The following is a 13,920-nucleotide window of genomic DNA, read 5'->3' as shown; positions in this document are numbered from 1 at the left end:
AAGTCGTTGCATCGCTCAATCATACTCTTGGTCTATGAGCAATGACAACGATATTCGGCACGGTCGGCACTGCGTTTTTAATATGCATGTCCATTTGGTCTTTGTGGCGAATCCAGCCGTTTGCTACGGAAGGAACGCCCCGACATCCAGAATCGCTACTGGAATGGCGTCCTGTGGTCGCCATCCTACTTCGCCTCAAGCTGTGGTGGCGCACCTATTTCCATCGTGCGCCAATACATCGAACAGCAGCAGACGCCACACTGAAACCCAAGGACGGCTACGCCGTCCGCGCTATCCTTCCCCGCCCTGAACGGCGGGGCTTGTTGCGCACCGGGTCAACATGCGATAACGGCGTTCACTGCGCTGTAGCGCCTGTTCTATTTGCAAACGTTGGGTAATATCAATCGCCAGCGAGATCACCTCGTACCCTTTACCCGGCACATCCGGCAACCAATCGTTAAACCATTCACAGACAATCACTCGCCCATCTTCGGTTTGCACTTCGTTGATGGCGTGGGGGCGAATGTTGCGTTGTAACAGGCCTTCTAATTCTGGCTGTAATTGCGACTTGACGGACTCAGGAATCAAAAACTCAAAGAAATTACGGCCAATCACTTGGCTGCGTTTCCAGCCAAACATTTCTTCTGCACGGTGATTCCAATCGGTTACCACAAACCCTTCCGTCCACACTAGGCCAGCGGAAGGTGCGGTTTCAAAAAACACCCGATAGCGCAATTCACTTTCACGCAACCGCGTTTCCACCACCGATTGTTGTTGCAAAGCCAAACGCAAACGGCGGTTGATGCGGTGGATATACCAAACCACGCTGGCTAACAGTAATAACACCACGGCTGAAACCAACAAGTAGGGGTATAACAAAGCCCAATCGCGGTTTTTATCTGGCTGGTAGAAAAATGGTTCTAATTTTTTATTGGCTGGCGCTAAACCAAATGAGACAAAGGTATTAGCGATAAATTGCCACCGGCCAATATTGCTGTGCCCAAGCTCGATCAGTTCGGGCTGAATCAGCTTTTTGATAATCGACGCTTCGAACTGCAAATGGGCGCGGGTTTTACCCTGTGAGTTGTAGTGTTGTTCGATTAAGGTGATGATTTCATCGCTGTGTTGCAGCGCATATTGCCAACCACGAAAAGAGGCACGGCGGAATGCTGCTACCACCTCTGGGTGGGCCTTGGCATAGTCTTGTTCGGTGAACAACACATCACTATAGAAATCCATGCCATAGGTTTGTGGCTTTAACACGCTATACGGCACACCACGCAGTTCTAGTTCAAAGGGTTCGTTTGAAAGATAAGCGTGGATTGCTTTAACCTTGCCGTTAACCAGATCATCTAGATGACCACCGGCTTCGGTAAATGCCAAGCGTTGCAGAGGAATACCTTCATTGACAAACATCGCCTTTAGGTCAATGTCTTGGTCGCCACCCATCAAGGCAATCGGCCCCGCATCCGCCAATTCTGCTGGTGTCGCCACATCACCACGGACTAACAGCACATTGGGCGAATGCTGAAAAATCGGTGCCAACATCAACACCGAACGGCCATTGAGATAGTCGGCGATTAAGCCGGCATTTGAAACGCCAAATTGGGCACGACCAGAGAGCACTTCAGTGACAGGCTCAATCCCGACACCACCCTGCTTAAGCGTAACTTCGAGACCTTCTTGGGCATAAAAGCCCTTGTGGATCGCGGCATAGTAGCCGGCAAATTGGAATTGGTGTAGCCAACGCAGTTGTAATGAAACTGGCGTTGTCGCCCAAGTCAGTTGAGACAGTAACAGGCCACACAGTAGCCATAAGCCTCGCTGAATTGGGCGGCGATGCCAGCGCATGATTTAGATATCTTTACGAGTATCTTGCACCCAACGCAAGGCTTCAATTTGGATGTTAGTCAGTTCAGGGGTACCGATACCGACTTCTGTTTCAATCACTTCATCCAAGAAACCACCCAAAACACCTGTGCCCTGTAATAAGGCTTCGTTGATTTCCGCACTGACACCTGTGGCTTGCAGAATCTCACTCAGTGGCTTATCTAACAGCGCATCGACCACCGATAACATCCCCGTCATAAAGGCTTTATCAGGTAATTCGCGGTCTTTGGCATATCGCTGTTGTGCCATGATTTCCATCATCCGCCCACGCACAGCGGCCACTTCAAGCAGCGCATTGCTGCTACCGCTACCGGCTTGATTGCCCGCAGCAAATACCAACAGTTGCACCCAACGTTTCAATTTGGCACGACCCAATACCATGATGGCATCGCGCACCGAGCTGAGTTTGCGTGGCGCACCGGCAGCCACCGAGTTCACCAAACGCAATAGGTTGACAATCATGTGGGGTGCTTGTTTGAAAGCACGCTCTAATTCTTCTGTTTCAGCATCCTGCGCCACCAAACCCAACAACTTGAGCAACATCGGGTCGTTTTCTTGCGTAGATTGCTTGCCGCGCATCAGCGAAGGCTTAGCAAAGAAGTAACCTTGGAAGTAATCAAAACCGAGGGATAAACAGAGTTCGAATTGTTCGGCACTATCGACTTTTTCTGCCAGTTTTTTCACCGGAAGATGGCGCATTTGTCTCGCCACGTCGATCAGTTGTTGTTCTGAGGTTAAGGCCATCAAGTCAATTTTGATGATCTTGATATAAGGGAGGAGTGCACGACGGGGTGGATCGAGTTCGATACAGTCGTCCAAGGCCAAGGTGTAACCTGCCAACGCCAATTCACGACACCGTTCGACAATCTCAGGCGTGATGTCAATGGTCTCTAATAGCTCAATCACGATTTGATCTTTGGGCATTAAGTCCATCAAATCGCTGAGCAGCAAATCTGCCGAGACATTGATAAAACCTTGGTGTTCACCCAAAGCTTCAGATAAGCCAAGCTCCATAAAGGCATTACGAATCACCGTCGCAGTAGCGGCAATGTCGCTGGTCACTTCTGCGTGACCGACATTACCAGCACGGAACAACAATTCATAAGCCACTAATTGGCGCGAACGGTCAACGATCGGTTGACGAGCAAGAAAGAACTCTGGGTTACTCATGGCGGTAAACTGACAGAAGGATCAAAGACAACAACTATTCTAGCGATACTTTAAGTTTATTGGCGACTCAAACAAAAAAAATAATTTTTTCGTATTGCTTTCAACTTAAATTTTATTCTTTTTCGCTTAAAATTGGTACCTTATGCAAGAAAAATACCAAGAACAACCTAGAAAAATTGTCTTACAGCGCGTTCGCATCCATTTCAGGCCACACACCGACCAATGTAATAGCCGCTTCGGGCAATTCGATGGCGGGCAATTCGCTTGGGGTATGCAAGACCAAGTCGGGCATGTCCAGCCACAACGGCAACGCCGCATTGGTCTCGGCCACCACTACAGGCAAACGAGTTTCCATCACTGGCAGTTTTGGCAAGCTCTCCAACACACCATGTTGACTGAGATAGTTGTCGTGTAGCACTTGCGCCAAAGACAATGCTTCGTTCTCTACGGACTGATAAGGCTGTAATTGTGTTAACCAATCGGCGACATATTGCGTCCAGAACCCATCGCTATAGGCGGTTTGGGCTTCTGGTGTCTGTAATGCCGCACTAAACGCCTGTGCAGCCGTAAGACGAGTTTGCCACAGTGCAGCATCCTCCCCCCGCGCCACCGCTTGCAATACCCACGGTAAGGTATCCACGGTAACCAATCGACTGTCGAGCCGTTGTTGCCACAGGGTTAATTCACTGTCGCTGGCAGTACGTTGAAAGAGATGTTGATATAAGCCATCGATATGTTGTGTTGGGTCTTGCGTCAGTAAACGGGCTTGATAGGGCGCAGCACGGGCAAAGGCTTCTACCGCAACAGCGGTATCACCTTGGCGAGCATGTAGGGCAGCATTCCAATTAGCCAGCGCAGGCGGGTCAGCGGGATAGCCCAAATAGGCTAAAAATAAACGTTGAACTGTCTCACTATACGGCAACATGGCACACCCATTCACAGACAAAAACCTAAAGAGCACGCAGTATAGAACATTGTCTGAATCGAAAAGGTGACAGCCATCACTCAGAACGCTAAATCCTTGCTAAAGCAGATGTTTTAGGCAAAAAAACGCCCAGTGCGATACATCACACTGGGCGCGGGCACAGCAACTAAGCGATTATTGCTGGCCGCCTACCACACTCACCACTTCCCACTGACCATTTTTCACTTGGTAAATGGTGACAGCAGCGTTTTGACGATTGCCTTTATCATCAAAGCTGACTTTACCTGTTGCGCCTTCAAATTGGCTCTTACCGATTTCAGGCAGATATTTTGCAGGGTCCACCGAATCAGCCCGCTTCATCGCGTCAATCATCACGCGAGTCGCGTCATAGGCATAGGTTGCATACAACTGCACTTCTTGATTGTGTTTGGCCTTCAGCTTCTCAGCAAAGCTGGTGTAACCGGGCAATTTGTCTTTCGGTGCACCGGCTTGGCTAGCATATTTCCCTTCAGCGGCATCACCGGCCAACTGCAAGAAGACTGGAGTTTGCATACCGTCGCCACTCAACAGCTTCGATTCCAAGCCCAATTTTTTCATCTGTTTTGCCATCGGGCCGCTTTGTGCGTCCATCCCGCCGTAGAACAGCAGATCAGGCTTTTCAGATTTAATGCTGGTTAAAATTGCGGTGAAATCGGTTGCTTTATCGTTGGTGAACTCACGCTTCACCACTTTGGCACCGGCGGCTTCCACTGCCTTGGCAAACTCATCTGCCAAACCTTGGCCGTAAGCAGTACGGTCGTCAATGATTGCAACGGTTTTTGCGGCCAAATCTTTCACCGCAAACTCAGCCAAAGCCTTACCTTGTTGGCTGTCATCCGCAATCAAACGGAAAGCAGTGGAGTAACCCTGTGCGGTATAGCTGGGGTTGGTTGCTGAAGGCGAAATTTGTGGAATGCCGTTGTCAGCGTAAATTTTCGAAGCTGGCACTGTCGCACCCGAGGTCAAATGACCAATCACACCGGCCACTTTATTGTCGATAAAACGCTGTGCCACTTGGGTTGCGGTTTTGGGGTCGGCTTGATCATCTTCGCTCACCAACTCAAATTTCACTTTTTGACCGGCAATGGTCACGCCTTCAGCGTTTGCTTCATCCAATGCAATCCCGACACCATATTCGGTATCTTTACCCAAGTGCGCCACAGGGCCAGACAACGGGGCAGCATGGCCGATTTTCACAACCACTTCAGCAGCTGGCGCAGGGGCAGCGGCGTTATCCGCCGCAGGTGCCGCAGCTTCTTCTTTTTTACCACAAGCGACTAAGGTTAACGCAGTGGCAACAGCCAGGGCGGTATATTTCAAGTTCATAAGATTTCCACTAAAAAATGTGCTGTTAGCAGCACGTTTTACACGGCAAATTGCAGGAGGATGGATCCTGTTGCTATTTTTTGCCCATCGTCTTTCAGGCAACAGGCATAACTTACCCCAAGAGCCCCTCTGCTTGCAAAGCCGCTTGTACTGCCGGACGTGCGGTAATGCGCTGCATAAAGGTTTCTAATGCCGGCCATTTCTCGAGAGAAAGGTGCAAAAAGCGGGTCCAGTTGAGGCAAGAAAATAAATAACCATCGGCAACCGAATATTGCGGCAACAACCAATCCTGCTGCGAAAAATGGCTATTCAATTCGTCAAAACGGCGCGATAGCTGTTGCCATGCGGCTTCTTTTGCTTCGGCAGTCGCTTTGGCATTCCACAACGGACCAAAGGGTTTGTGAATTTCAGTGGCGATAAAATTGAGAGATTCTTGCAAACGATAGCGCGCTAAAGTGCCGTTGGCTGGAGCTAATTGTTTTTCTGGCGCTAAATCAGCCACATACTGCACCAAAGCCGGCCCTTCGGTTAACAACTCGCCATTGTCTAACTGCAAAGCAGGCACATAGCCTTTGGGATTGATCGAAGAAAAAATAGTGCCGTCTTCTGTGGTGTGTGGCTGGGCGCGTAGATTGACTTTGCATAGTGAGAATGGCAACGCCGCTTCATGCAGCGCAATATGCACCGACAATGAGCAAGAACCAGGGGTGTAATACAGTTTCATCATCATCGCCTTGTAAGATAATCAGGTCTTACCAGTGTGGCGACAACAACAAAAAAGGCAAGGGCAGCTCACTCGGCAAACAGACGGCTATCTCAACTAGGTCATACAGTTTCTTGCTCAATGCATACAAAAAGAAAGTGGTAATGATCTAATAGTTCCTTCAGACAAAAAGTTGCAGAAATGGGGCTAAATTAGGAGACAAATATAAACAGCCTATCTCTCTGTCCGAAAAAAATTGACATGTAGATAATTAGCTCTGGTATAAATCCAAAAAAATGGTGCAAGTGACGGATAAATGAATTTGAACAAATCAGAGGCACAAACTCGCTCAGAGCTGATCAATCAACAGCTCAACTTGGCTGGCTGGAACGTCAATGACTCCACTCAGGTTATCGAGGAGTTCGACATTCTCACTGCCTTACCCGAAGGCGTGACCGAACCGCGTACCCCATATGAAGGTCACCAATTCAGTGATTACGTCCTTCTGGGGAGAGATGGCAAACCCCTAGCAGTCATCGAAGCCAAAAAAGCCAGCCGCGATGCCGCTCTTGGCCGCGAGCAAGCGAAGCAGTACTGCTACAACATCCAGAAACAGTTGGGGGGAGAGCTGCCGTTCTGTTTCTACACCAACGGCCACGACCTCTATTTCTGGGATCTGGAAAATGCACCACCCCGCAAGGTAGTCGGTTTTCCTACGCGTGACGATCTGGAACGTTTTGCCTACATCCGCCGTAATCGCAAACCACTAACGCAAGAATTTATCAATACATCAATAGCTGGCCGCGACTACCAGATCCGTGCGATTCGCTCAGTACTCGAAGGCATCGAGCAGAAAAAACGCGACTTCCTGCTGGTAATGGCTACCGGCACCGGCAAGACGCGAACCTGCATTGCGATGGTTGATGCGCTGATGCGTGCTGGCCACGCCGAGAAAGTACTATTCCTTGTGGACCGCATAGCGTTGCGCGAGCAGGCGCTAGCGGCTTTCAAGGAACACATGCCCAATGAGCCGCGCTGGCCCAATGTGGGTGAAAAGGTGATCGCCATGGATCGCCGCGTCTATGTCGCCACCTACCCGACGATGCTCAATATTATCAGGGACGACACGCAGCACCTGTCGCCGCACTTTTTTGACTTTATCGTCGTCGATGAGAGCCACCGATCCATCTATAACACTTTCGGCGAAGTACTCGACTACTTCAAAGCTATCACGCTGGGTCTGACAGCCACCCCGACCGACATTATTGATCACAACACTTTCCAGCTTTTCCACTGCGAAGACGGCATTCCCACGTTTGCCTACACCTATGAAGAAGCCGTGAACAACGTGCCGCCATACCTCTGTAACTTCCAAGTCATGAAGATTCAGACCAAGTTCCAGATGGAAGGTATCAACAAGCGCACCATCTCTCTGGAAGATCAGAAGAAGCTGATACTTCAGGGTAAGGAGGTTGAGGACATCAATTTTGAGGGTACCCAGCTTGAAAAGCAGGTGACCAACAAGGGCACCAACACACTGATTGTCCGTGAATTCATGGAAGAATCCATCAAGGATGCCAACGGTGTGCTGCCGGGCAAGACCATCTTTTTCTGCGCTACCAAGGCACATGCCCGACGCATGGAAGAAATCTTCGACGAACTCTACCCGCAGTACAACGGCGAACTGGCCAAGGTGCTGGTATCGGACGATCCTCGTGTCTACGGCAAGGGCGGTCTGCTCGATCAGTTCACCAACAACGACATGCCACGCATCGCCATCAGCGTGGATATGCTCGACACCGGCATCGACGTGCGCGAAATCGTCAACCTCGTGTTTGCCAAGCCGGTCTACTCATACACCAAGTTCTGGCAGATGGTTGGACGCGGCACACGCCTGTTGGAAACCAGCAAGCCCAAGCCTTGGTGCCTTGAAAAGGATGTATTCCTGATCCTCGACTGCTGGGATAACTTCGAATACTTCAAACTCAACCCCAAGGGTAAGGAACTGAAAGCCCAGTTGCCGCTGCCGGTGCGGTTGGTTGGCCTGCGCCTCGACAAGATCGAAAAGGCCAATGACAGCGGCCATGCCGATATCGCTACGCGGGAAATCTCCAAACTTCGCCTGCAGATTGCGGCGCTACCCAAAGAGTCAGTGGTCATCAAGGAAGCCGCCGCTACGCTAGCGCAGCTGTGTGATGACAACTTCTGGATTAACCTCAGCCACGAACGGTTAGAGTTCCTGCGCACTGAAATTAAGCCGCTGTTCCGTACGGTGTCCGAGGCTGACTTCAAAGCCATGCGCTTCGAGCGCGACTTGCTTGAATATTCGCTGGCCGTGCTAAATGAAGATAAGCAGCAAGCCGACACCATCAAGGAAGGCATCGCCGAACAGATCAGCGAACTGCCGCTTTCGGTCAGCTTCGTGAAACAAGAGGAAGTCCTAATCCGCGCCGCGCAGACCAGCCACTACTGGGCCAAGGCGGATCAAGACGCCTTTGACGAACTGGTCGCCAAACTTGGCCCGCTGATGAAATTCCGTGAGGGAGGCAGCGGCCAAGAACAAACCCACCTCGATCTGGCCGATGAACTGCACAAGAAAGAATGGGTAGAATTCGGCCCGCAGCACGAAGCGGTCAGCGTCACCCGCTACCGCGAAATGGTAGAAAACCTGATTGCCGAACTGACCGCCCACAACTTGGTGTTGCAGAAGATCAAGAACGGCGAGGCAGTGAGCGGTGAAGAGGCCAACGAACTGGCCGAACTGCTGCACGAAGAACACCCGCACATCACCGAAGACCTGCTGCGTCAGGTGTACAAGAACCGCAAAGCGCGCCTCATCCAATTCATCCGCCACATCTTGGGTATTGAAGTGCTGAAGAGTTTCCCCGATGAAGTCAGCGCCGCCTTTGACCAATTCATCCGCGCCCACACCACGCTCAGCAGCCAGCAAATGGAATTCCTCAATCTGCTGAAGGGCTTCATCATCGAGCGCGAAAAGGTAGAAAAGAAAGACCTAATCAACGCCCCCTTCACGGTCATCCACCCGCAAGGCATCCGTGGCGTATTCAGCCCGACCGAAATTAACGAAATCCTGCAGCTGACCGAACGGTTGGCTGCATAAATAACAGAGCACACCATGCTGCAAAATAACCCCGAACTCAAAAGCAAGATCGACCAGCTCTGGAACAAATTCTGGAGCGGCGGCATCAGCAACCCGCTCACCGCCATTGAGCAGATCACCTATTTGCTATTCATGAAACGGCTGGATGAGCTGGACCAGAAACGCCAAGCCGATGCTGAATGGACTGGCGAGAGCTACATCTCCAAGTTCGAAGGCAGTTGGATTCCGCCCGAATACCGCAACCAGCAAGAGCCTGAAAAATTTGCCATCGACAAACGCACCCTGCGCTGGAGCGAATTCAAGCGTATGCAGGCGGAAGAGATGCTGCAGCATGTACAGGGCAAGGTGTTCCCTTTTCTCAAGGACCTGAACAGCGCCGAATCCAACTTTACCCACCACATGAAAAATGCGGTGTTTATCATCCCCAAGCCCGCCCTGCTGGTGGAGGCAGTGAAGACCATCGACGAGATCTTCGAAGTCATGGAGCGTGATTCGCGTGAGAACGGCCAAGCCTTTCAGGACATTCAAGGCGATGTCTATGAAATGCTGCTATCCGAGATCGCCACCGCCGGCAAAAACGGCCAGTTCCGTACCCCGCGCCATATCATCAAGCTGATGGCCGACTTGGTGCAACCGCAACTGGGCCACAAAATCGCTGATCCTGCCTGCGGTTCCGGCGGTTTCTTGCTCGGAGCCTACCAGTACATCGTCACCCAGCTTGCAATCAAGGCGGGAACCAAAGACCTCGTACCCGATGAAGATGGTTTCGTGCGTACCTCCGTCGCCGCTGCGCTTACCGAGAAAGCGCAGGCCATTCTGGCCAGTTCGCTATGGGGCTACGACATCGACAGCACCATGGTGCGTTTGGGTCTGATGAACTTGATGATGCACGGCATCGACGAGCCGCATATCGACTACAAGGACACCCTCAGCAAAAGCTACACCGAGGAGTCTGAATACGACATCGTGATGGCTAACCCACCCTTCACCGGCAGTATCGACAAGGGCGACATCAACGAAAACCTGCAATTGGGTACGACCAAAACCGAGCTGCTGTTTGTCGAAAACATCTACCGGCTGTTGAAGAAGGGCGGCACCGCTTGCGTGATCGTGCCGCAGGGTGTGTTGTTTGGCTCCGGCGGGGCATTCAAGACGCTGCGCCAGATGCTGGTAGAGCGTTGCGACCTCAAGGCGGTGATAACCTTGCCCAGTGGTGTGTTCAAACCCTATGCAGGGGTCAGCACCGCCATCCTGCTGTTCACGAAGGTTTGGGGACCAAAAGACAAAGTCACCCAACCCGCTACCGAACATGTCTGGTTTTACGAAATGGCCGCTGACGGCTATTCGCTGGACGACAAACGCAGCAAGCAGGAAGGATACGGCGACCTGCAAGACATCATTGCCAAATACCATGCCCGCGATGCAGCGACCGATACCGACCGCACCGCCAAGTGTTTCATGGTGCCGCGCAGCGAGATTGCCGACGAGAAGAACAACTATGATCTCTCGCTTTCCCGCTACAAGCAGGATGTTTTCGAGGAAGTACACTACGACCCGCCGGGGGTGATTCTGGATCGGTTGATTCAAGCCGAGGTGGGGAATGTGGGCGAAGCGGAACTGGCCAAGGTGCAAAGCGGCATCGTGCGTGAATTGCTGGAATTGAAGGGGATGGTGGGATGAGACAGAAAAAGCTGTCTGAACTCTTGGATATTTCCATTGGCCGAACTCCATCGAGAAACGAGCCTAGCTATTGGGGGAAGGGATATCCCTGGGTTTCCATTCGGGATCTGAGCTCGAAAATCGTTACAGAGACAAAAGAGCAAATCACGGATAGAGCTGTCACAGATGCCCGATGCAAAGTCGTTAAGAAGGGGACTTTGCTCTTCAGCTTCAAACTAACCATCGGCAAGATGGCATTTGCTGGTTGTGATCTATTCACAAATGAAGCAATTGCAGCCTTTGCAATCAAAGACGAGAAAGAGCTACACCCAGAATTTCTCTACTACGCATTACAGTCGGCAACCTATGGCGGTTCAAACCAGGCGGTGATGGGCAAGACACTCAATTCAAAGTCATTGGCCGAAATTGAGATACCAGTCCCGCCCCTCGACGACCAAATCCGCATTGCCCATCTGCTCGGCAAAGTGGAAGGACTGATCGCACAGCGCAAACAACACCTGCAACAACTCGACGACCTGCTCAAGAGCGTTTTTCTGGAGATGTTTGGCGATCCAGTTCGGAATGAGAAAGGATGGGAGCCAACGACGATTGGTGAGAGTGTTGAAATTCAAAGTGGCCAAGTTGATCCGCGCGAATTGCCCTATTCTGAAATGCTTCATGTTGGTGGTGCCAATATCGAGGCAGAAAGCGGCAACTTCATCGAACTAAAGCAAGCAAAACATGAGAACTTGATTAGCGGAAAATACCTGTTCGACAGTACTTTTATTTTATACAGCAAAATTCGGCCCTATCTGAATAAAGTCGCGAAACCGGATTTTGCAGGAATCTGCAGTGCGGATATTTACCCAATCAGACCAATCGATGGATTACTCAACAGAGATTTTCTGAGGCTCCTGCTTCTTAGTAAGTCGTTCTTGAACCACGCCGCGAATAATTCCGATCGGGCGAACATTCCGAAGATCAACAGAAAAGCGTTGGTTGCCTTTGGATTTAATCGCCCACCAATTGATTTACAGAATGAATTAGCAGTGATCGTCGATAAAGTCGAAGCCCTCAAATCCCGCTACCAGCAAAGCCTCACCGACCTTGAAGCCCTCTACGGTGCACTGAGCCAGCAGGCTTTCAATGGTGAACTGGATTTGTCGCAGGTGGCCTTGCCTGCCACCTCCATTGAAGTCAGGTAGCAGATGTGGTGGGCACAAACCCGTGCCCACCCTACGCCAGCTAAACTATTTCTGGAGCAATTTCATCAAATTCAATTTTGTATTCATTCAATGAAACGCGAGTCTGAAATACACTACACATAATGTCGTGTTGTTTGATAGCCGCGAAAATTTTTTTCTTCGTTTCTTCTGTACTATTGTACCCAACAAATACTGCCTTAATTGCATCTTTAGGTAAATTGCTTAGAATAATATCCATTCCGTAAATATCTTTACCGATGCTATTTTTCTTGTTTATATAAAGCCGAAATAATCTTTCCTCTTCCTCATAAGCCCAGTCTCGTGGTTTTTCACAAAATAGTTTCTCAAAATACTTTTCTTCATTAGGTATTACCTTACTTCTTTTATTAGTATAAATAACAGGTGTTGGTTTTTTTATTTGACCCGATAAAGTTGGCTGGTTAAAAAACTCATGCTGCTCATCAAAACCAATTACTAAACCTCTGCCTTGATCTGTATAATGAGACCACATCAATAAGTTATCTTCGGTTCTTGATAAACAAAGAACGCCAAATCTATCGTTCAAAAAATCTATTAACCTTTTTCCCAAACCAGATGGATTGTTTATGCTATAAGCATTGGCTATGGCCTCAGATCTAATTTCTTCAAGAAGTTTTCTATTTTCTGGAGTTTTTTCTTCTATTGCTGTATTGTCCCAAATCTTATCAAGATCTTCGAGTTGCTGTTGTAAAACTTCGTCTATTTTATTTTTTATATCAATTAAAGGCTGACTTTCAAATGGGTCATTAAGAGATAGAAGTGGAGAAAATCTGATTTGTAGATTTTCCAAAACGTCAATCCTATCTACAGGCAGGTACTTAAAAAGCATAAAAATACACCTTTTTTGATTTGCGTGAAAAATTGGGGAAAATCTATAAATTCAGGTAATAGACACCGGTTTTGTGCCGACCAAACGAATCAAACAGTATACGGACGATACACCATGAAAACACAGCCATTCGAATCGGTTTGGTGTTGTGTACAGCAGAGGTTCAGTCTAGCGGATGTGGTGGGCACAAACGGTGCCTACCCTACTAGGCTAAACCCATTACCAATCACATCCCAAAAAAAACGCCTCACCCAATCAAGGGCGAGGCGGTTCGATGTGTAAAGCAGATTCAATCTAGTGGATGTGGTGGTGGGCTAGGCTAGATATTTTTATTTATTACGCACAGCTCACTCTTTAATAAAGCAGACCTTGATTACTATTCATCCTGTCTTTGTTTGTACAGCATTTGAAAGTTCACAGCAGGTAACATCGGCGGCTCATATCCAGCATTAAGGAGAATTGTTGCTATAAATGCACGCATGAACGGATAAGCAATTGCTGGTGCATTCACTTGTACAAAAGCATGTTTCTCCAGCATGTCTGGAGTTACATCAGTGTCGCACTCAAACTCAGCAAGATATTTGACGGAAAACTGATTCTTATCCTCAACTCTAAGGGCTAGATTGAATCCGATAAAAAATCTTTTCGATGCTTCAGCTGATGCTACGGTAAAGGTTGTGAATTCCACTTCGTCGGTTTCCAAATTAGTTTGGAGTCGGTTTAATGAAAACTCTTCCGCAAATGTTCTTACTAGCTTTATCTGCATAATGGTCATGCCGCTTCAGATATTTGATACCAACTGTCGTTAGCAGAGAATTCTTCACAAGACTCTTTAATTTCTGGAATGAAAGAGTGGATTAACACTACCCCATCTTTTTTAGAACGAACTACGGAGAAAACTTCCAGAGTCCTAAGGTCAATGAAGTCAAACTCGTGCTCTTTGAGTTTTGCCAAAAACTCCTCTCTTGGCATATCCCTAAGTTTTGCAAGAGCTACATCCAAGAAATCAGCCAT

At 49.2% G+C, this 13,920-nt stretch carries 11 protein-coding genes and 1 pseudogene; 4 read left to right on the top strand and 8 right to left on the bottom strand.

Translation table 11 applies throughout. From position 1 onward, the window contains the following. Window positions 1-34: 34 nt before the first annotated feature. A pseudogene (locus tag G465_RS15420) lies at window positions 35-264 on the top strand (transposase). Between the two features lie 27 nt (window positions 265-291). On the opposite strand, the gene G465_RS13920 reads toward G465_RS15420, so the two are convergent. The 5 genes from G465_RS13920 to gstA all read right to left on the bottom strand — a co-directional run bounded on the left by G465_RS13920 (window position 292) and on the right by gstA (window position 6,080). Beyond that, entirely contained in the window at window positions 292-1,851 is a 1,560-nt protein-coding gene (locus tag G465_RS13920; protein ID WP_022653829.1) for an ABC transporter substrate-binding protein, read from the bottom strand. Between the two features lie 3 nt (window positions 1,852-1,854). Then, complete coding sequence (locus G465_RS0107275) at window positions 1,855-3,060, bottom strand: EAL and HDOD domain-containing protein (protein ID WP_022653828.1); 1,206 nt, start codon at window positions 3,058-3,060, stop codon at window positions 1,855-1,857. A gap of 181 nt (window positions 3,061-3,241) precedes the next feature. Then, on the bottom strand, window positions 3,242-3,985 hold the full coding sequence (locus G465_RS0107270; protein ID WP_022653827.1) for a hypothetical protein: 744 nt from the start codon (window positions 3,983-3,985) through the stop codon (window positions 3,242-3,244). 174 nt (window positions 3,986-4,159) lie between these two features. Continuing rightward, window positions 4,160-5,350 (bottom strand): branched-chain amino acid ABC transporter substrate-binding protein, encoded by a 1,191-nt coding sequence (locus G465_RS0107265; RefSeq protein WP_022653826.1) that lies wholly within the window; start codon window positions 5,348-5,350, stop codon window positions 4,160-4,162. 112 nt (window positions 5,351-5,462) lie between these two features. Further along, window positions 5,463-6,080, bottom strand: coding sequence for a glutathione transferase GstA (gene gstA / locus G465_RS0107260; protein WP_245556765.1), 618 nt, complete (start codon window positions 6,078-6,080; stop codon window positions 5,463-5,465). A 289-nt stretch (window positions 6,081-6,369) separates the two neighbouring features. Between gstA and G465_RS0107255 the strand changes: the two genes are divergently transcribed. From G465_RS0107255 to G465_RS13915, 3 genes are read left to right on the top strand one after another with little or no spacing between them, the layout of a single operon-like run. Continuing rightward, entirely contained in the window at window positions 6,370-9,174 is a 2,805-nt protein-coding gene (locus G465_RS0107255) for a type I restriction endonuclease subunit R (RefSeq protein WP_022653824.1), read from the top strand. 15 nt (window positions 9,175-9,189) lie between these two features. Continuing rightward, window positions 9,190-10,854 carry a type I restriction-modification system subunit M gene (locus G465_RS0107250; RefSeq protein WP_022653823.1) on the top strand — a complete coding sequence of 555 codons (1,665 nt, stop codon included), beginning with the start codon at window positions 9,190-9,192 and terminating at the stop codon, window positions 10,852-10,854. Further along, window positions 10,851-12,038: a restriction endonuclease subunit S gene (locus G465_RS13915; RefSeq protein WP_022653822.1), complete on the top strand. Its 1,188-nt coding sequence runs from the start codon at window positions 10,851-10,853 to the stop codon at window positions 12,036-12,038. The genes G465_RS0107250 and G465_RS13915 overlap by 4 nt, the downstream gene beginning before the upstream one ends. 40 nt (window positions 12,039-12,078) lie before the next feature. On the opposite strand, the gene G465_RS0107240 is transcribed toward G465_RS13915, so the two are convergent. The 3 genes from G465_RS0107240 to G465_RS0107230 form a co-directional block, all read right to left on the bottom strand. Further along, window positions 12,079-12,906: a DUF2971 domain-containing protein gene (locus G465_RS0107240; RefSeq protein WP_022653821.1), complete on the bottom strand. Its 828-nt coding sequence runs from the start codon at window positions 12,904-12,906 to the stop codon at window positions 12,079-12,081. Between the two features lie 376 nt (window positions 12,907-13,282). After that, window positions 13,283-13,681, bottom strand: coding sequence for a protein-export chaperone SecB (locus tag G465_RS0107235; RefSeq protein WP_022653820.1), 399 nt, complete (start codon window positions 13,679-13,681; stop codon window positions 13,283-13,285). After that, a complete protein-coding gene (locus G465_RS0107230; RefSeq protein ID WP_022653819.1) occupies window positions 13,678-13,920 on the bottom strand; it encodes a hypothetical protein in 243 nt (80 codons plus the stop codon). Before G465_RS0107230 ends, G465_RS0107235 begins: the two co-directional genes overlap by 4 nt.

Origin of the sequence: Aquaspirillum serpens DSM 68 (genome assembly GCF_000420525.1) — a bacterium.
Lineage (GTDB): Bacteria > Pseudomonadota > Gammaproteobacteria > Burkholderiales > Aquaspirillaceae > Aquaspirillum > Aquaspirillum serpens.
The sequence above is the reverse complement of the archived record's forward strand: the minus strand, read 5'-3'. Positions and strand labels throughout refer to the sequence as shown.